The organism is Nocardia sp. NPDC004415 (assembly GCF_053602435.1).
On sequence record NZ_JBSGDP010000027.1, the window covers coordinates 1 to 17,960 of the forward strand.

The 17,960-nt window shown below is 71.2% G+C and carries 16 protein-coding genes; 8 read left to right on the top strand and 8 right to left on the bottom strand.

The annotated features are described in order from the left end of the window. Nucleotides 1–28: 28 nt before the first annotated feature. Together ACWEMY_RS15015 and ACWEMY_RS15020 are read right to left on the bottom strand one after the other, a co-directional pair. Nucleotides 29–364 (bottom strand): STAS domain-containing protein, encoded by a 336-nt coding sequence (locus tag ACWEMY_RS15015; protein ID WP_375928363.1) that lies wholly within the window; start codon nucleotides 362–364, stop codon nucleotides 29–31. Between the two features lie 103 nt (nucleotides 365–467). Further along, nucleotides 468–1,706 (bottom strand): SulP family inorganic anion transporter, encoded by a 1,239-nt coding sequence (locus ACWEMY_RS15020; protein ID WP_452390483.1) that lies wholly within the window; start codon nucleotides 1,704–1,706, stop codon nucleotides 468–470. A 142-nt stretch (nucleotides 1,707–1,848) separates the two neighbouring features. Between ACWEMY_RS15020 and ACWEMY_RS15025 the strand changes: the two genes are divergently transcribed. Genes ACWEMY_RS15025 through ACWEMY_RS15035 form a run of 3 tightly spaced genes read left to right on the top strand, consistent with a single transcriptional unit; the run spans nucleotide 1,849 to nucleotide 4,075 of the window. Continuing rightward, nucleotides 1,849–2,328, top strand: a complete 480-nt coding sequence (locus ACWEMY_RS15025; RefSeq protein ID WP_452390484.1) for a cation:proton antiporter regulatory subunit — start codon at nucleotides 1,849–1,851, stop codon at nucleotides 2,326–2,328. A gap of 60 nt (nucleotides 2,329–2,388) precedes the next feature. Next, on the top strand, nucleotides 2,389–2,871 hold the full coding sequence (locus tag ACWEMY_RS15030; protein WP_278264464.1) for a cation:proton antiporter regulatory subunit: 483 nt from the start codon (nucleotides 2,389–2,391) through the stop codon (nucleotides 2,869–2,871). Between the two features lie 10 nt (nucleotides 2,872–2,881). Continuing rightward, a complete protein-coding gene (locus ACWEMY_RS15035) occupies nucleotides 2,882–4,075 on the top strand; it encodes a cation:proton antiporter (RefSeq protein WP_375928357.1) in 1,194 nt (397 codons plus the stop codon). Between the two features lie 51 nt (nucleotides 4,076–4,126). Here ACWEMY_RS15035 and ACWEMY_RS15040 read toward each other — a convergent pair whose 3' ends face one another. Then, nucleotides 4,127–4,780 (bottom strand): response regulator, encoded by a 654-nt coding sequence (locus tag ACWEMY_RS15040; protein ID WP_375928355.1) that lies wholly within the window; start codon nucleotides 4,778–4,780, stop codon nucleotides 4,127–4,129. Next, nucleotides 4,777–5,796, bottom strand: coding sequence for a sensor histidine kinase (locus ACWEMY_RS15045; protein ID WP_375928353.1), 1,020 nt, complete (start codon nucleotides 5,794–5,796; stop codon nucleotides 4,777–4,779). Before ACWEMY_RS15045 ends, ACWEMY_RS15040 begins: the two co-directional genes overlap by 4 nt. Nucleotides 5,797–5,972: 176 nt before the next feature. Here ACWEMY_RS15045 and ACWEMY_RS15050 point away from each other — a divergent pair, with 176 nt between their 5' ends. From ACWEMY_RS15050 to ACWEMY_RS15060, 3 genes are read left to right on the top strand one after another with little or no spacing between them, the layout of a single operon-like run. Beyond that, nucleotides 5,973–6,248 carry a hypothetical protein gene (locus tag ACWEMY_RS15050; RefSeq protein ID WP_375928351.1) on the top strand — a complete coding sequence of 92 codons (276 nt, stop codon included), beginning with the start codon at nucleotides 5,973–5,975 and terminating at the stop codon, nucleotides 6,246–6,248. Between the two features lie 29 nt (nucleotides 6,249–6,277). Further along, the gene (locus tag ACWEMY_RS15055; RefSeq protein ID WP_375928349.1) at nucleotides 6,278–6,736 is read left to right on the top strand and encodes a CBS domain-containing protein; all 459 of its coding nucleotides are present in this window, start codon (nucleotides 6,278–6,280) and stop codon (nucleotides 6,734–6,736) included. Between the two features lie 13 nt (nucleotides 6,737–6,749). Beyond that, nucleotides 6,750–8,033: an SLC13 family permease gene (locus ACWEMY_RS15060; protein ID WP_452390485.1), complete on the top strand. Its 1,284-nt coding sequence runs from the start codon at nucleotides 6,750–6,752 to the stop codon at nucleotides 8,031–8,033. Here ACWEMY_RS15060 and hutG read toward each other — a convergent pair. Both hutG and hutI read right to left on the bottom strand, forming a co-directional pair. Continuing rightward, a complete protein-coding gene (gene hutG, locus ACWEMY_RS15065) occupies nucleotides 8,024–8,950 on the bottom strand; it encodes a formimidoylglutamase (RefSeq protein ID WP_452390486.1) in 927 nt (308 codons plus the stop codon). The two genes, ACWEMY_RS15060 and hutG, sit on opposite strands and share 10 nt — an antisense overlap. Nucleotides 8,951–8,956: 6 nt before the next feature. Then, the gene (gene hutI, locus ACWEMY_RS15070) at nucleotides 8,957–10,132 is read right to left on the bottom strand and encodes an imidazolonepropionase (protein WP_452390487.1); all 1,176 of its coding nucleotides are present in this window, start codon (nucleotides 10,130–10,132) and stop codon (nucleotides 8,957–8,959) included. 169 nt (nucleotides 10,133–10,301) lie between these two features. Between hutI and hutH the strand changes: the two genes are divergently transcribed. After that, nucleotides 10,302–11,858 carry a histidine ammonia-lyase gene (gene hutH / locus ACWEMY_RS15075; RefSeq protein ID WP_452390488.1) on the top strand — a complete coding sequence of 519 codons (1,557 nt, stop codon included), beginning with the start codon at nucleotides 10,302–10,304 and terminating at the stop codon, nucleotides 11,856–11,858. Between the two features lie 158 nt (nucleotides 11,859–12,016). Here the strand turns inward: hutH and helR are convergent, their stop codons facing one another. Further along, on the bottom strand, nucleotides 12,017–14,206 hold the full coding sequence (gene helR, locus ACWEMY_RS15080; protein WP_452390489.1) for an RNA polymerase recycling motor ATPase HelR: 2,190 nt from the start codon (nucleotides 14,204–14,206) through the stop codon (nucleotides 12,017–12,019). Nucleotides 14,207–14,458: 252 nt separating this feature from the next. On the opposite strand from helR, the gene ACWEMY_RS15085 reads away from it, so the two are divergent. Next, the gene (locus ACWEMY_RS15085; RefSeq protein ID WP_452390490.1) at nucleotides 14,459–16,006 is read left to right on the top strand and encodes an acyl-CoA carboxylase subunit beta; all 1,548 of its coding nucleotides are present in this window, start codon (nucleotides 14,459–14,461) and stop codon (nucleotides 16,004–16,006) included. A gap of 5 nt (nucleotides 16,007–16,011) precedes the next feature. Here ACWEMY_RS15085 and hutU read toward each other — a convergent pair whose 3' ends face one another. Next, nucleotides 16,012–17,688, bottom strand: coding sequence for a urocanate hydratase (gene hutU, locus ACWEMY_RS15090; protein WP_452390491.1), 1,677 nt, complete (start codon nucleotides 17,686–17,688; stop codon nucleotides 16,012–16,014). Between the last annotated feature and the right edge of the window lie 272 nt (nucleotides 17,689–17,960).

Below are 17,960 nucleotides of genomic sequence, written 5' to 3' on the forward strand. Positions count from 1 at the left end.
GCTCCGGACGGCGGCGCGTCGTCGTTGTTCAGGACGTGAACGAGGCCAGCGCGGCGGCGAGGGTGGTGTGCATGGCGAACACCTGGTCCAGGCTGGTCATCTTCAGCTGACGGCTGGTGGCGGGCCCGTCGGCGACCACCGCGATCGAGGTGGTCTCACCCGCGCGCTGATGCGCGGCGACCAGGGTCGCCATCCCGGCGGAGGCCAGGAACCCGACCGCGGTCAGGTCGATCACCAGGGTCGCCGGTTTGTCCGCGAGGATGGCCTCGATGGTGGCGTCCAGCGCGGGCGCGGTGGCCAGATCGACCTCGCCGGTCACGGTGAGGACCGTGACGCCGTCGTGTACCGCCGTGGTGGTGGTCATCGTGTCCGTGAGGGGATACGCGTCTCCGGATGAGTTGGTCACAACTCCAACAACACACAAGTTCGCCCGAATACGCAAGCCCGCGCCCGCGCCGCCGCCGCGATCACGGCCGCGCGCCGACCGGATCGGGCGGGCGCGCGGGCTCGTCACGGCGGCGGGGGCGCAGGCGATCGGCGGCTGTCGCGAACAGCACCCCCGCCACCACGCCGTAGGCGAGATTGTGGGTCGAGACCGTGACGGCCACCGTCACCAGCATCGCCGCGGTCTCGGTCACCGGCACCCGCCGCACGGTCTTGGGGGCCAGCGATCCCCAGTCGACGGTGCCCGCCGCGACCACCACCATCACCGCCGCCAGCGCCGCCATCGGGATGCGGGCCACCAGCCCGCCGAGACCGACCACCAGCGCGAGCAGGAACACCCCGGCCAGCAGCGTGGAGATCCGGGTGCGTGCCCCGGAGATCTTCACATTGACCATGGTCTGGCCGATCATCGCGCAGCCACCCATGCCGCCGAAGAACCCGGTCACGAGATTGGCCAGGCCCTGGCCCCAGCCCTCGCGGGTCTTGTCGGAGCGGGTGCCGGTCACCTCGTCGACGAGCGTGGCCGTCATCAACGATTCGAGCAGCCCCACCAGCGCCATGGCCAGCGCGAACGGCGCGATGATCCACAGCGTCTCGAGATTCCACGGCACCGCGGGCAGCCCGAGCGTCGGCAGGCCGGTCGGCAGCGCGCCCTCGTCGCCCACATCGGGCACCCGCAGCGAGAACGCCATGGTCACCGCGGTCAGCACGATGATCACCACCAGCGGCGCGGGTACCGCGGTCGTGAGCTTGGGCAGCCCCACCAGCGCCACCAGCGCGACCGCGACCATCGGATACACCAGCCACGGCACCCCGATCAGATGCGGCAGCTGCCCCAGGAAGATGAGGATGGCCAGCGCGTTCACGAACCCGGCCATCACGCTGGGCCGGATGAAGCGCAGCAGCCGCGCCACCCCGGCCACGCTCAGCACCACCTGGATCACCCCGGCCAGCAGCACCGTGGCGACCAGGTAGTCGATGCCGTGCTCGCGGGCCACCGGCGCGATCACCAGCGCCACCGCGCCGGTCGCCGCGGAGATCATGGCGGGCCTGCCGCCGGTGAACGCGATCGTCACCGCCATGGTGAACGAGGCGAACAGACCCACCCGCGGATCCACCCCGGCGATGATCGAGAACGAGATCGCCTCGGGGATCAGGGCCAGCGCGACGACGAGCCCACCGAGCACTTCGGTGCGCAGCTGCCGTGGCGTGCGCAGCGCGGTGAGGACCGGCCCGTCCCACCGGGAAGGGGAGGTGCCCATGTCGTGCTCCGTTTCTGGTGCTGCGGCCGGCCGGTCCGGCAGCCGATAACCTTAACCATGGCTGAGGTCGCCCTTCCGACCGGTCGGAACGGGTATGCGGGGTGGGCCCCCGGCCGTCTCGGACTAGTCGTACTGTGTGGGCGTGAACATCGATGTGACGCCTTTACCGGGGATCGGCGTATGCAAGGACTTTCCGCTGGCGGAGGCTCGTCGCCGGATCGGCGTGATCGAGCACCGCGACGGGTCGGTGGACCTGGTCGTCTCGCGGCCCGGCGACTACGACACCACCACCTCGATTCCGTTGTCGGTCACCGAGATCGGGGTACTGGCCGGACTGCTCGGCGCGCCCCAGGTGGTGCAGAAGACACCCACGCTGCCCGTGGTCGGTGAACTGTCCACCCGCCAGTTCGCCATCGACCGGGGCAGCCCGTTCGACGGTCGCCCGTTGCGCGACACCGAGATGCGCACGCGCACCAAGGCCTCGGTCGTCGCCGTGGTCCGCGCCGGTGAGGTGACCCCTTCGCCGGGAACCGATTTCACCTTCATCGCCGGTGATCTGGTGGTCGTCGTCGGCACCGAAGAGGGCTTGGAGGCGGCCGCCCGGCTGCTCGAGCAGGGCTGACTGTCGGCGACGATAGTAAAGAGAAGGTAAGGTATCGCCTAGCTGAGGTTAGGTGATCGAATGAATGTAGATGTGACTTCCCTGCCGGGAATCGGTGTGCGGAAAGAATTTTCGCTGACGAAGGTGGACCGCCGCATCGGCGTGGTCGACCACCGCGACGGCGGAACCGACCTGATCTTCACCAAGGTCGGCGACGCGGACACGACAGTGCAGATCCCGCTGTCGGATACCGAAGCCCGGACGCTGGCGAGCCTGCTCGGCGCGCCGCAGCTCGTCGCGCAGCTGCGCGAGGAGCACCGTGAACTCGACGGCGTGAGCACCCGCTCGCTGCCGGTCCCGCCGAACTCGCCGTTCGCGGGCAAGCGCCTGGGCGACACCGAGATGCGGACCCGGACCCGCGCCTCGATCGTCGCGGTCCTGCGCGCGGGGCAGGTCATCGCCTCGCCCGGACCGGAATTCGGGTTCGCCGGGGGCGACGTGGTCGTCGTCGTGGGAACCAATGCCGGGCTGGACGCCGCCGCTTCGATCCTCTCCGGCGGCTGAGCCCGTGCAGATGAGTGGAACAACGCTGGCATTGATCCAGCTGGGGGCAGTGTTCTTCGGATTGGGTGTGCTGGGCCGGATCGCGGCGCGCATCGGCCTCTCACCCATTCCGCTCTATCTGATCGGTGGCCTGGTCTTCGGCACCGGCGGACTCATCGAGCTGCACGAGGTGGAGGACTTCATCCACCTGGCCAGCGAGATCGGTGTGGTCCTGCTGCTGTTGCTGCTCGGCCTGGAATACACCGCCGGTGAACTCGTCACCGGGATGCGCAAATCCTGGCCCGCGGGCCTGCTCGACCTGGTGCTCAACGCGACACCCGGCGTGATCGTGGCGCTCATGCTCGGCCTCGGGCCGACCGGCGCGATCGCCATGGCCGGTGTCACCTACATCTCCTCCTCCGGCATCGTCGCCAAGGTGCTCAACGACCTGGGCCGCCTGGGCAACCGCGAGACACCGACCATCCTGTCGATCCTGGTGTTCGAGGATCTGGCGATGGCGGTGTACCTGCCGGTGCTCACCGCCGTGCTCGCCGGTGTCGGCTTCGTGGCCGGGCTCACCACCGTGGGCATCGCGCTGGTCGCGGTGACCGTGGTGCTCGTGGTGGCGCTGCGCTACGGCAAGTACGTCTCGGCGATCGTGGCCAGCGAGGACCGCGAGATCTTCCTGCTCAAACTGCTCGGTTCGGCGCTGCTGGTGGCGGGTATCGCCTCGGCGGTGCAGGTCTCCGCGGCGGTCGGCGCCTTCCTGCTCGGTATCGCGATCTCGGATTCGACCGCGCACGACGCGACCAAGATCCTCGAACCGCTGCGCGATCTGTTCGCGGCGATGTTCTTCGTGCTCTTCGGCCTGAGCACCGACCCGGCGAGCATCCCGCCGGTGCTGGGCTGGGCGATCCTGCTGGCCGTGGTCACCACCGCGACCAAGATCGCCACCGGCTGGTGGGCGGCCAAACGCGCCGGTGCCTCGCAGCTGGGCCGGGCCAGGGCCGGTACCGCCCTGGTGGCGCGCGGTGAGTTCTCGATCGTCATCGCCGGTCTGGCGGTGGCCGCGGGCGCGGTGCCCGACGAATTCGCCGCGCTGGCCACCACCTACGTGCTGCTGATGGCGGTCATCGGCCCGATCGGCGCGCGCGTGGTGGAACCGGTCATGCGCCTGATCGTCGGCCGCAAGCAGGCCGTGCAGGTGGACCCCGTCTCCGAGTGAGGCCCGTTCGTGGCCCCCGCGGCGCCTCGCCGCGGGGGGCTTTCGGCGTTCTCACGGCTCGATCAATCCGGCGCGGATGGCGTAGCGGGTCAGGTCGAGCCGGTCGCGCAGGCCCAGTTTCTGCAGGATGTTGGCCCGGTGCCGGTCCACGGTCTTGACGCTGATCACCAGTTCCCCGGCGATCTCGCGCGCGGAGTAGCCCTCGGCGATCAGCTTGAGCACCTCCTCCTCGCGCGGGGTCAGGATGGTCTCGGGCAGCGTGGAGCCCTGGCGGGCCAGGTGCAGATAGTCGCGCACCAGCGCGGTGACGGCGCCGGGATAGAGGAACGACTCACCGCGCATCGTCGCCCGGCAGGCCTCGATGAGGTCGCGGTCGGCCACCGACTTGAGCACGTAGCCGGAGGCGCCCGCCTTCAGCGATTCGAAGAAGTACTGCTCGTTGTCGTACATCGACAGCATCAGGATGCGCACCGACTGGTGGGTCCGGGTGATCTCACGCGCGGCCTGGATGCCGGTCATCCTCGGCATGGCGATATCGAGGATGACCAGGTCGATCTCGTCGTCGGCCAGGGCGGTGACCGCGTCGAACCCGTTGGCGGCCTCGGCGACGACGAGCAGGTCGGGTTCGTTGTCCAGGATCATCCGCAGGCCGCTGCGCACCAGCGCGTGGTCGTCGGCCAGCAGGATGCGGGTGGGGGTGTTCACGCGGGCACCCCCTCGCGGCGCGCGGCCACCGGGATGACCAGTTCCACCGCGGTGCCGCCGGTGGCGGGGGAGGTGATGGTCAGGGTGGCGTCGATGAGCATGGCGCGCTCGCGCATGCCGCGGATGCCCGCGCCGTCCTCGACGGCGCCGCCGCGTCCGTTGTCGGTCACCTGCAGGATCACGCAGTCCTCTCGGGGTTCGATCACCAGGGTCACTTCGTCGGCGCCCGCGTGGCGCAGCACATTGGTCAGGCTCTCCTGCGCCACCCGGTAGCAGACCAGTTCGATGTCCGGGTCGAGCCTGCTCAGCGCCGGGTCCACCTCGCGCCGCACGGAAATGCCCGCCGACCGGGTGAATTCGTGGCACAGCGCGGTGATCGCGCTGGGCAGGCCGAGGTCCTCGAGCACGTCGGGGCGCAGCCGTGAGGCGATGCCGCGCACCTCGTCGAGGCAGCCGCGCACGGTCTCCTGGGCCGCCTCGACCTCCTCGCGCAGCCCCGTCGGCGCCCGGTCGACGACGCGTTTGAGCCGCAGCAGCGCCACCGTCAGGCTCTGGCCGATCTCGTCGTGCAGTTCCCGGGCGATGCGCCTGCGCTCGCCCTCCTGCGCGGCCAGCGCGGTGCCACCGGCCACCGAGCGCTCCGATTCGAGCCGGTCGAGCATGGCGTTGAAGGTCTCGATGAGCTGATGGAAATCGCCGCTGGCGGGCCGGTCGACGCGGGCCGCGCGCCGCGGCGGATCGACCCGGCGCATGGAGGCGACCAGTTCGTTGAGCGGGGCCAGGCTGGTGCGCAACGCGACGGCGTTGGCGGTGAGGATCACCGCGAGCCCGATGACCAGCACCGGAACTTCGGTCAGCCGCAGCCGGGCCGAGACGGTGGCGGGCGAGAACGCCAGGACCAGCGTGCCGAGGGTGAAGATGACGCCGTTGAGCAGGCAGATGCGCCAGAACAACGCCGTCACCGGCGTGCTGATTCGCTGCTCACGTCCTGCTCGCAGCGCTGCGAGACGGTTCATGCCACCAGCATGCTGGCGCCACTCCTTTCTGTCCATGGGGCGCCACACCCATCACCGAGGCTGATCCGGGCCAGCGCCCCGCGCACAAATGGGTGTCAGGGCCGATGGTGGGTCCGCGCGCGCCGATCGAGACTCGATGCAGACGCAATCGACCGTGCCAGGAAGGACCGCTGGGGATGGACATCGACCGGACGACGATCCCAGGGGCTGGCGTGCTGCACAGCTTCCGCACCCGTGGTGGCGCCCGATTCGCCCTGCTCACCGAGTCGGCCGGCGCGCGCCGGTTGCTCGGCTACACGGCGGGCAGCGACGAACCCACGGTCGACATCGCCTTGGAGCCCGACGAGGCCGACCAGGTCGCCGAGCTCATGCACTCGAGCCCGCTCGGCGACCGGCTCGCCCGCCTCGAGCAGCGGCTGGACCTGCTGACCGGGAAGCGAGCCCACCCTTGAGCACTGTCGAATCCCCACGGAGCCACGCCATGCGCGCACGCGATATCGCGATGAACCTGCCGACCGTCCGCACCTCCGACCCGGTGGCGCGGGCGGTGCGGTTGATGGTGGTCAACCGGTTGCCGGGCCTGATCGTCGTCGACGAGGCGGACCGCCCGGTGGCGGTGCTGCCGGGAACCCAGGTGCTGCGCCTGGCGATCCCGGCCTCCTATCACGACGACCCGACCCTGGTGCGCACCATCGACGAGGTACACGCCGACCTGTTCTGGCAGGAACCCGGCAGCCTGACCGTCGGTGACTGCCTGCCCGACGGCGCGGTCAAACCGGCCACCGTCACCCCCGACGCGACCCTGCTCGAGATCGCGATCCTGATGGCGCGCAAGCACAGTCCGCTCATCGCCGTGGTCGACCGTTCGCGCACCCTGCGCGGCGCGATCACCCTGGAACGGCTGCTGACGAGCCTGGCCGTCGTCGGCCCCGGCGACTGAGGGGTCCGGGCCGATGGCCGCAGCCCTCGCCGTGCTGATCTTCGTGGTGGCCTTCTTCTTCATCGCCACGGAGAAAGCCGACAAGGTCAAGACCGTCCTGATCGCCGCGGGCCTGATGGCCGTGCTGGGCCTGATCCCCGGCGACGAGGTGTTCTACTCTCCGCACGAGGGCATCGACTGGAACGTCATCTTCCTGCTGCTCGGGATGATGATCATCGTCGGCGTCATCAAACAGACCGGCCTGTTCGACTATCTGGCCATCTGGTCGGCCAAACGCTCCAGGGGCAATCCGTACCGGCTGATGGTGATGCTCATGCTCATCACCGCGATCGCCTCGCCCTTCCTCGACAATGTCACCATCATCATGCTGGTGGCCCCGGTGACGCTGGTGGTGTGCCGCAGGCTCGGCATCGCCGCGCAGCCGTTCATCATCGCCGAGGTGCTGGCCGCCAATATCGGCGGCGCCGCCACCCTGATCGGCGACCCGCCCAACATCATCATCGCCAGCCGCGCGGGCCTGACCTTCAACGACTTCCTGGTGCACATGACACCGATCGTGGTGATCACCTTCGTGCTGTTCGTCGCGCTGACCCGGGTGCTGTTCCGCTCGGCGCTGAGCACCGATCCCGGCTCGGTCGAGGCGGTGATGGCCCTGCAGGAGCGCCGCGCCATCCGCGACCCGAAGCTGCTGGTGCGCTCGCTGATCGTGCTGACCGGCGTGGTGATCGGCTTCTGCCTGCACAGCGTCGTGCATGTGGCGCCGTCGGTGATCGCGCTGGTCGGCGCGGGCGTGATGGTGCTGGTCTCGCGCCTGGATCTCGGTGACATCCTGCAGGAGGTGGAGTGGCCGACGCTGGTCTTCTTCATGGGCCTGTTCGTGATGGTCGCCGGTCTCGTGCACACCGGGGTGATCGCCGCGATCGGCAATGCCGCGACCGACCTGGTGGGCGACAACTTCTTCGCCGCCGCGACCGCGCTGGTCTTCGGCTCGGCCCTGCTGGGCGCCTTCGTCGACAACATCCCCTACACCGCGACCATGGCACCCGTGGTGGAGGACCTGGTCGCGGGGGCTCCGGACCCGGAGACCGGTCAGTCGCTGTGGTGGGCCTTCGCCCTCGGCGCCGACTTCGGCGGCAACGGCACCGCGGTGGCGGCCAGCGCCAATGTGGTGGCCCTCGGGATCGCGGCGCGGGCGGGTCAGAAGATCACCTTCTGGCAGTTCACCAAGTACGGCGCCCTGGTCACCCTGCTCAGCAGCACGATCGCGTGGATCTACGTGTGGGTCCGCTACTTCTGAGGCACGTGCCGGGTGACCAGGCGGTGCGCCAGGCGGGCGGCGGTGCGGGCGGTGCGCGCGTCGACATCGAGGCCGGGGTTGAGCTCGGCGATGTCGGCCACCGCCAGCAGGCCGCTCGCGCTCACCTGATCGCACACCGCCTCGATGGTGGACAGCGCGACACCGAACGCGGCCGGGGCGCTCACACCCGGCGCGACGGCGGCGGGTAGGACATCGAGATCGACGGTGAGATACAGCAGGTCGATCTCGGCCATGAACTCCGCGACGAACGCGGCGACCCGGGCGGGGTCGGCGCAGTCGTCGTCGAGGAGATAGCGCACGCCGAAGCGGTCGGCGGTGGTGAACAGGGCGGTGGTGTTGCTCGGTTGGCTGATGCCGAGCACGGCGTAACGCACGTCGGCATCGCTCTCGAGGATCTGCCGGAACGGGGTGCCGGAACTGGCGACCGGGCCCGGGCGCAAGTCGAAATGCGCGTCCAGGTTGAGGATTCCGACGATCGCGCCGGGGGTGCGCCGGGCGGAACCGGCGAGACCGAGGTAGCTGCCCACGGCGACCTCGTGCCCGCCGCCCAGCACCACCGCGAACTCCCCGGCGTCCAGGAGCGCCGACACCGTGGCTCCCAGCCGTTGCTGCGCGTCCTCCAGCTGCCCGTCGGTCACCGCGATCGTGCCCGCGTCGGCGGCGCGCAGGGGAGTGGGTAGCGCCATCGGCGCCAGGGCCCTGCGCAGCGCGTCCGGTCCGTGGACCGCGCCGGGCCTGCCCTTGTTGCGGCGCACCCCTTCGTCACTGGCGAAGCCGACGAAGACACAGGCGCCCGGCTCGCCACCGGGCGTGTACGGGGCGACCACCTGGTGCCAGCGCAACTGGTCGGGGTCGGTGCCGTCGATACGGCCGGTCCAGGCATCGTCGGAATTCACGGGACCTCAGTTCGTCACGACGAGTGCGCCGCCACGCCACACCCGGCTGATCAACGGGACACCGGGACGGTAGGCCAGGTGCAGGTGCGAGGGCGCGTCCAGGGCGATCGCGTCGGCCCTGGCACCGGGGGACAGCACGCCGACATCGGTGCGCCGCAGGGCTCGCGCGCCGCCCGCGGTCGCCGACCAGACGGCCTCGTCGGGCGTCATGCCCAGCTCGCGCACCGCCAGCGCGAGACAGAAGGGCAGGTTCGTCGTGTAGCTGGTGCCCGGATTGCAGTCCGCGCCCAGAGCGACGGTGACGCCCGCGTCGAGCAGGGCGCGCGCGTCGGGATAGCGGTTGCGCGTGCAGAAATCGGCGCCGGGCAGCAGGGTGGCGACGGTGCCGCTGCCGGACAGGGCGTCGATATCGGCGGCCTCGACATGCACCACGTGATCCACCGACGCCGCACCGAGCTCCACGGCCAGTCGCACTCCCGGACCGTGGTGCAGCTGATTGCCGTGCACGCGGGGGACGAGCCCGTGCGCGATCCCGGCCATGAGGACGGCACGGGCCTGGTCCTCGTCGAAGGCGCCCTGCTCGCAGAAGACATCGATCCAGCGGGCATACGGCGCGCACTCCGGGATCATCCGGTCGACCACCAGGGCGATGTAGTCGTCGGCGCGTCCGGCGTACTCCGGGGGTGGGACGTGCGCGGCGAGCAACGTCACCTCGTCGGTGGCCGCGCCCGCGATCCGGACAGCGCGCAGTTCGTCGGCGACGGTCTGCCCGTAGCCGCTCTTGCATTCCACGGTGGTGCTGCCCGCGCGCAGGGACTCCGCCAGCAGTCGCCGCAGGTTCGCGGCCAGTCCATCGTCGCTCGCGGCCCGGGTCGCTGCGATGGTGGTGCGGATGCCTCCGGCGGCGTAGGGCCGCCCGGCCATGCGCGCGGCGAACTCCGCGGCCCGGTCCCCGGCGAACACCAAATGGGCGTGCGATTCGACGAAACCCGGCAGCACCGCGCGCCCGTCGAGCGCGATCCCGGTGTCGGCGGCCGGGGCGGCGGCGCTGTCACCGACCCACACCACCCGGTCGCCGTCGAACACGATCGCGGCGTCCCGGCGCAGGCCCAGCGGCCCGTCGCCGAGCGCGGGATCATTGGTGAGCAGGCTGCCGATCTCGCTCAGCACGGTGGTGGACACGGGTCCTCCTCGCTGCGGGATACGCGCCGGACGGGTTCGCCGAGCGCTACTGTGCGGCTGCACACTCAGGTTTAGCCGAAGACCGCGGGCAGCACCCTCGCGCCGCGCCCGATCGTGGGCCCGCTGCGCAGCGGCGAGCGGAGACGTCCGAGTCGAGGGGAGAAGCGTTGTGAGCATCGATCCGAGCATCACGCCGGTCGTCGTGGGGACCGGTCCGGTGACGCCCGCCGAGGTCGTGCGGGTGGCGCGGGAGTGCGCCGGAGTGCGCTTGTCGGCCGAGGCGCTGAGCGCGATCGCGGCCAGCCGTGCCCGCATCGAGGAACTCGCCGCCGACCCGCGACCGATCTACGGCGTCTCGACCGGCTTCGGCGCCCTCGCCGTGCGTCACATCCCGCCCGAGCTGCGCACCCGGTTGCAGCGCAGCCTGGTGCGCTCGCACGCCGCGGGCTCCGGCGCCGAGGTGGAGCGGGAGGTGGTGCGCGCGATGATGCTGCTGCGCCTGTCGACCCTGGCCACCGGGCACACCGGGGTGCGGCCGGTGGTCGCCGAGACCTACGCGGCGCTGCTGTCGGCCGGGATCACCCCGGTGGTCCACGAGTACGGCAGCCTCGGCTGTTCCGGTGACCTCGCGCCGCTGGCGCACGTGGCCCTGGCGGTCATGGGGGAGGGCACCGTGCGCGACGCCGAGGGCACCGCGCGGCCCGCCGCGCACGCGCTGGCCGCCGCGGGCATCGCACCGGTCGAGCTCGCCGAGAAGGAGGGCCTGGCGCTGATCAACGGCACCGACGGCATGCTCGGCATGCTGGTGCTGGCCTGCCACGACCTGCGCGGGCTGCTGCGGCTGGCCGATGTCACCGCGGCCATGAGCGTGGAGGGACTGCTCGGCACCGACAAGGTCTTCGCCGCCGACCTGCAGGCCCTGCGCCCCCACCCCGGCCAGGCCGTCGCCGCGGCCAATATGACGCGCCTGCTGGCGGATTCGCCGATCGTCGCCAGCCACGCGACCCCGGACTGCACCGTCGTGCAGGACGCCTACTCGCTGCGCTGCGCACCCCAGGTGGCGGGCGGTGCCCGCGACACCCTCGCCCACGCCGCACGCGTCGCCGCCGCCGAACTGGCCGCCGCCGTGGACAATCCGGTGGTCACCCGCGACGGGCGAGTCGAGTCCAACGGCAACTTCCACGGAGCCCCGGTCGCCTATGTGCTCGACTTCCTGGCCATCGTCACCGCCGACCTGGCGAGCATCAGCGAGCGCCGCACCGACCGCTTCCTGGACAAGGCCCGCAATCACGGCCTGCCCCCGTTCCTGGCCGACGACCCCGGCGTCGACAGCGGCCACATGATCGCCCAGTACACCCAGGCCGCCCTCGTCGCCGAACTCAAGCGCCTGGCCGCCCCCGCCTCGGTCGACTCCATCCCGTCCTCGGCCATGCAGGAGGACCACGTCTCACTGGGCTGGTCGGCCGCCCGCAAACTCCGCCGCGCCCTCGACGGCCTCACCCGCGTCCTCGCCATCGAGGCCCTCACCGCCGCCCGCGGCCTGGACCTGCGCACGCCACTCACCCCGGCCCCCGCCACCGCCGCCGTCATCGCGGCCCTGCGCACCCGCGTCCCCGGCCCCGGCCCGGACCGCCACCTCGCCCCGGACATCGAAGCCGTCGTCGACCTCGCCGCCTCCGGAGCCCTGGTCGCCGCGGCCGAATCGGTGACGGGCCCGCTGGGCTGACCACCGTCGCTCTGGTCGCCGCGGCCGAGTCGGTGACAGGTCCGCTGGGCTGACCACCGGCTCGCCCTGGCCGGGTCGGTGGCCACGGCTGACCATCGATCGGGCTGGCCCACCGGGGCCGGTGGGCGCGGTCAGATGCGCGGCAGGCCCGACGCCGGTTACGTGCCGACTCCGGCCGTCGATCCGATCTCGGTCAGTCCACGCAACACCTCCGGCAACGGCCCCTCGTGCAGCACGCCGAGCCGCTGGGTGGCCCGGGTCAGCGCGACATACAGTTCGGCGGCGCCACGCGGACCGTCGAGGACGATCCGCTCCGGGTCGACCACGAGCACCGCGTCGTATTCGAGCCCCTTGGTCTCCGACGCCGGAATCGTCCCCGGCATCCCCGGCGGCCCGATCACCACGCTGGTGCCTTCCCGCTCCGCCTCGGCTCGCTCGAATTCCGCGATGGCCGCGGGCAGTTCGCTCGCGGTCACCGCCCGCGACCACGGCGCCACACCGCAGCCGCGCACCGACTCCGGCGGCCGCACCTCGGGCGCGAACTCGGCCAGCACGGCGGCCGCCACCGCCATGATCTCGGCCGGTGTCCGGTAGTTCACCGACAGCGGGCGATACACCCACCGGCCGGGCACATACGGTGCGAGCGTCGCCTCCCACGAGGTGGAGCCCGCCGCGGACCGGCGCTGGGCGAGATCGCCCACGATGGTGAACGACTTGCCGGGGCAGCGGCGCATGAGCACCCGCCAGTCCATCGCCGAGAGCTCCTGGGCCTCGTCGACCACGATGTGGCGGTAGGTCCAGTCCCGGTCGGCCGCGGCCCGTTCGGCCAGCTCCCTGGTGTCGCGTTCGACGAACCGTTCGGCCAGGTCCTCGCCGAAGAGCATGTCCTGGGCGAAGAGGTGGTCCTCGTCGTCCATCATGTCCTCACGCGAGACCATGTTCTCCAGCACCGCCGCCGCGTAGGCCGCCTGCTCCTTCGCCTCCTTCTCCGCGGTCCGGTCGACCGGCTCGTGCGGGCCGAGCAGATCGACCAGCTCGTCGAGCAGCGGCACGTCCGCGACCGTCCACGCCGTGCCGTCGGCCCGCGCCAGCACCGGGTCCGCCCCGGCCGCGGCCAGCCGCTCCGCGGAGGTGTACAGCTCGGCCAGCAGGGTCTCCGGGGTCAGCACCGGCCAGAGCTCGTCGACGACGGCGGTGAACGCCGGGGTGTCGGCGAGTTCGGTCAGCAGATCGGTCCGGACCTGCTCCCACGCGTCGCGATCCGAGCGGCTCAGCCAGCCCTTGCCGATGCGCCCGATCGCCCGCTCGGTGAGCGCCCAGGTGAGCACTTCCAGGAAGACGGCGCGGGCCTGATTGTGTGGGCGCCCGCTCGCGCGCGCCTCGTCGCGCGCCCACTCGGTGATCCCGGCGTCGATGCGCAGGCGCACATCGGCCAGCTCGACCGAGATCGGCTCGGCGGGCAGCCGCTGGCGATCGGCCACCGCCGCCGCGAGCACCGGCAGGATCGCCGCCGAGCCCTTGATCCGCGTCGCCTCGGGGGAGTCCTCGGCGGTGACCTCCAGCCCCGGCAGCAGCCCACCGGTGGTCGTGAACACCACATTCGTCTCGCCCAGCGACGGCAGCACCCGCGAGATGTGCTGCAGGAACGCCGGATTGGGCCCGACCACCAGCACACCCTGGCGTTCCATCCGCTCGCGCTGGGTGTAGAACAGATAGGCCACCCGGTGCAGCGCCACCACGGTCTTGCCGGTGCCCGGCCCGCCCTCGATCACCAGCACGCCGGGATGGTCGAGCCGGATGATCTCGTCCTGCTCGGCCTGGATGGTGGCGACGATGTCGCGCATGCCCTCCCCGCGCGGGGCGTTCACCGCGGCCAGCAGCGCGGCGTCACCGTGCTCCCCGGCGGCGGGCCTGCCCAGCACCTCGTCGGTGAAGCCGGCCACCTGCCTGCCCCGGGAGTGGAACTGGCGGCGTCTGCGCATGTCCTCCGGGTTCGCCGCGGTGGCCACATAGAACGGGCGCGCGGCCGGTGCCCGCCAGTCCAGCAGCAGCGGCTCGAAATCGTTCGCCTCGTCGAACAGGCCGATCCGCCCGATGTAGGAGCGCTCACCGCTCACCGCGTCCAGCCGCCCGAAGCACAACCCGTTGTCGGCGATGTCGAGCCGCTTGGCCTCCTTGGCCAGCGCGCGCACCTCGAACTCGCGTTCCATCGGCGACCCGCCGTCCCCGCGCAGCGCCGTGACGTACCGGCCCCGCACCCGCGCCCGCTCGCTGTCGAGCCGCGCGTAGAGCCCGTCGACATACTGCCGCTCGGACCGTAGTTCCTCGTCGTACCCGTCCGTGGACATGTGCTCCTCACCGTGGTCTTCGCTCCTGAGGCGACGATTGTGCAGCATCACCGGGGCCTTGCCGCAAGCCCCGGTATCCGCTATATATTGAAAGTGGAAAGGAGCGTGTTCCTCCTGTTCCGCTTCTTCCGCTCCCGCTCCGTCCCGGGAAAAACCCGCATCCACCGCCGTCGCGTCGGCCGTGACCACCCGTTCGACCGGCTATGGTGCGCTGGCACAGGCACCCCGCGTACGAGTCGGAAGGATGCACCCGTGGAGACCACGACAGCCGCGAAACTCGAACTGCTGCACCGGAACCTGGCCGCCGCCCGCGAGCCCTCGGGGGCCGCGGGGGTGGCGAAGCGGGCGGCCAAGGGGATTCCGGGGCCCCGCGAGCGGATCGACATGCTGCTCGACCCGGGCAGTTTCGTCGAAATCGGTGCGCTGGTACGGCAACCCGCCACCGCGAACGCCCTCTACGGCGACGGCGTGGTCACCGGACGCGGCACCGTCGAGGGCCGACCCGTGGTGGTGATCGCCCACGACCAAACGGTTTTCGGCGGCTCGGTCGGAGAGATGTTCGGGCGCAAGGTCTCCGCGGCCATGGACGCCGCCGCCGACATCGGCTGCCCCTTCGTGGCGATCAACGACTCCGGCGGCGCGCGCGTGCAGGACGCGGTCACCTCGCTGGCCTGGTACGCGGCGATGAGCCGCAAACAGCTGCGGCTGTCCGGCGTGGTGCCGCAGGTCTCGATCATGCTGGGCAAGTGCGCGGCGGGAGCGGTGTACTCACCGATCAACACCGACGTACTCATCGCCACCGAGTCGGCGTACATGTTCGTCACCGGGCCGGAGATCATCCGCGAGACCACCGGCGAGGAGGTCACCCTCGACGAACTCGGCGGCGCCTACCACCAGGCCGAGCGCGGCAACATCCACCACGTCGCCCCGGACGAGGCGAGCGCCTTCGCCTGGGCCAGAACCTATCTGGGCTACATGCCGACGAGCTGCTTCGAACAGCCGCCGGTGATCAACCCCGGCCTCGAACCCGGACTCACCGCCGCCGACCGCGAACTCGACACGCTCATCCCGGATTCCGACCGCGCCGGCTACGACATGTACGACGTGCTGCTGCGCGTCTTCGACGACGGCGAGTTCCACGAGATGGGCGAGAACGCCGCCCGCAACCTGATCACCGGCTTCGCCCGGGTCGACGGGCGCAGCGTCGGCGTGGTCGCCAATCAGCCGCTGGTCGCCAGCGGCGCCATCGACGCGCGCGCCTCGGACAAGGCCGCCCACTTCATCCGCCTCTGCGACGCCTTCGGCCTGCCGCTGATCTTCGTCGTCGACACCCCCGGCGTGCTGCCCGGCGTGGAGGAGGAGAAGATCGGCGTGATCAAACGGGGCGGCCGGTTCTTCTACGCCGTCGTCGAGGCCACCGTGCCCATCGTCACCGTGGTCGTGCGCAAGGCCTACGGCGGCGGGTACGCGGTGATGGGCTGCAAACAGCTCGGCGGCGACGTGAACCTGGCCTGGCCGACCGCGCGGATCGCGGTGATGGGTGCCGAGGCGGCCGTCGGCCTGACCCAGCGCCGCACCCTCGACGCCACCCCCGAGGCCGACCGGCCCGCGCTGCGCGCGCAGATGGTGGACTTCTACAACGCCACCATCGCCACCCCGTGGACCGCCGCCGAACGCGGCTACATCGACGCCGTCATCGAGCCCTCGGCCACCCGCCGCGAGATCCGCAAGGCCCTGCACCTGCTGCGCGACAAGACCGTGCGCCACGGTCCGCGCAAACACCGCCTCATGCCGCTGTAGCGGATTCAGCTCTCCCACATCGGGATACGCACGCCGCGCGTACGGGCGACCTCGGCGGCGTGCTCGTACCCCGCGTCGACGTGCCGGATCACCCCCGAGCCCGGATCGTTGGTGAGGACCCGCTCGAGCTTGCGCGCCGCCAGTTCGGTGCCGTCGGCGATACAGACCTGCCCGGCGTGCAGGGACCGGCCCATGCCCACCCCGCCGCCGTGGTGGATCGACACCCACGAGGCGCCGGAGGCGGTGTTGAGCAGGGCGTTGAGCAGCGGCCAGTCGGCGACCGCGTCGGACCCGTCGGCCATCGCCTCGGTCTCGCGGTAGGGCGAGGCGACCGACCCGGCGTCGAGGTGGTCGCGGCCGATGGCCAGTGGCGCCGACAGTTCCCCGGTGGCGACCATCTCGTTGAAGCGCAGCCCGGCCCGGTGCCGTTCGCCGTAGCCGAGCCAGCAGATGCGGGCGGGCAGGCCCTCGAACCGCACCTTCTCCCCGGCCAGGGTGAGCCAGCGGCGCAGATGCTCGTCGCCGGGGAACAGCTCCAGGATGGCGCGGTCGGTGGCGGCGATATCGGCCGGATCGCCCGAGAGCGCCACCCACCGGAACGGGCCGCGCCCCTCCTCGAACAGCGGCCGGATATAGGCGGGCACGAAGCCGGGGAAGGCGAAGGCCCGCTCGCACCCGCCCTTGCGGGCCTCGTCGCGGATCGAGTTGCCGTAGTCGAACACCTCCGCGCCCCGGTCCAGGAAGCCGGCCATCGCCGCGACCTGCGCGGCCATCGACGCCTGCGCCTCGGCGGTGAACCAGGCCGGGTCCTTCTCGGCCAGGCGATGCCAGTCCTCGAGGGCGACGCCGAGCGGCAGATACGACAGCGGGTCGTGCGCGGAGGTCTGGTCGGTGACGATGTCGATCGGCGCGTCCATGGCCAGCAGCCGGGGGAACACCTCGGCGGCATTGCCCACCACGCCGATCGAGAGCGCACGCCGTTCGTCGCGGGCCGTGATCGCCAGGGCCAGCGCCTGTTCCGGTGATTCGGCCATCGTGTCGAGGTAGCCGTGCGCGATCCGGCGCTCGATCCGTGCGGGATCACACTCCACACACAGCGCCACGCCCTCGTTCATGGTGATCGCCAGCGGTTGCGCACCGCCCATACCGCCCAGCCCCGCGGTCAGGGTGATGGTGCCCGCCAGGGTGCCGCCGAAGCGTTTGCGCGCCACCGCGCCGAAGGTCTCGTAGGTGCCCTGCAGGATGCCCTGGCTGCCGATGTAGATCCAGGAACCGGCGGTCATCTGGCCGTACATCATCAGGCCCAGCCGCTCCAGCCTGCGGAATTCCTCCCAGTTCGCCCAGTCGCCGACCAGATTCGAGTTGGCCAGCAGTACCCGCGGCGCCCATTCGTGCGTGCGGAACACCCCGACCGGCTTTCCCGACTGCACCAGCAGGGTCTCGTCGGAGCCGAGGGTCTCGAGGGTGCGCACGATGGCGTCGTAGGCCGCCCAGTCGCGGGCCGCGCGGCCGGTGCCGCCGTAGACGACCAGGTCGTCGGGGCGTTCGGCGACCTCGGGATCGAGGTTGTTCATCAGCATCCGCAGCGCGCCCTCCTGCGGCCAGCCGCGCGTGTGCAGTCGCGGCCCCCGGGGCGCGGCGACCGGGCGGGGACCGTGGGTCGGCGGGACGGCGTCGGTCATGAGCGTCCTCCTGGGCAGTGAGTGTGTCCGGGGTCACAATCTGCCGGATGGGGGCATGGTCCTGCGTCGGCGGGGGGCTGTCAAGCGTGTCGGGGGGCGCGCCGAAATGAGGCGCGCTGGGAGCTCTTTACAAGTGGTGTCGAAATGTCTACTGCCACAGGGGATATCGAAAAATGTGATGCTGCCCACTGTAACGCGGGCGAATCGCCGGGCTGTTCTGGGAAATGTGCCAAACGGGCCGGCGGGCGCGTTCGGGAGATCTCCCCATGGTG

Excerpts from the sequence above, each read along its gene's own strand:
- ACWEMY_RS15015 (WP_375928363.1), bottom strand. The coding sequence starts at position 364 with ATGACCACCACCACGGCGGTACACGACGGCGTCACGGTCCTCACCGTG.
- ACWEMY_RS15020 (WP_452390483.1), bottom strand. The coding sequence starts at position 1,706 with ATGGGCACCTCCCCTTCCCGGTGGGACGGGCCGGTCCTCACCGCGCTG.
- ACWEMY_RS15030 (WP_278264464.1), top strand. The coding sequence starts at position 2,389 with ATGAATGTAGATGTGACTTCCCTGCCGGGAATCGGTGTGCGGAAAGAA.
- ACWEMY_RS15035 (WP_375928357.1), top strand. The coding sequence starts at position 2,882 with ATGAGTGGAACAACGCTGGCATTGATCCAGCTGGGGGCAGTGTTCTTC.
- ACWEMY_RS15045 (WP_375928353.1), bottom strand. The coding sequence starts at position 5,796 with ATGAACCGTCTCGCAGCGCTGCGAGCAGGACGTGAGCAGCGAATCAGC.
- ACWEMY_RS15050 (WP_375928351.1), top strand. The coding sequence starts at position 5,973 with ATGGACATCGACCGGACGACGATCCCAGGGGCTGGCGTGCTGCACAGC.
- ACWEMY_RS15055 (WP_375928349.1), top strand. The coding sequence starts at position 6,278 with ATGCGCGCACGCGATATCGCGATGAACCTGCCGACCGTCCGCACCTCC.
- ACWEMY_RS15060 (WP_452390485.1), top strand. The coding sequence starts at position 6,750 with ATGGCCGCAGCCCTCGCCGTGCTGATCTTCGTGGTGGCCTTCTTCTTC.
- helR (WP_452390489.1), bottom strand. The coding sequence starts at position 14,206 with ATGTCCACGGACGGGTACGACGAGGAACTACGGTCCGAGCGGCAGTAT.
- hutU (WP_452390491.1), bottom strand. The coding sequence starts at position 17,688 with ATGACCGACGCCGTCCCGCCGACCCACGGTCCCCGCCCGGTCGCCGCG.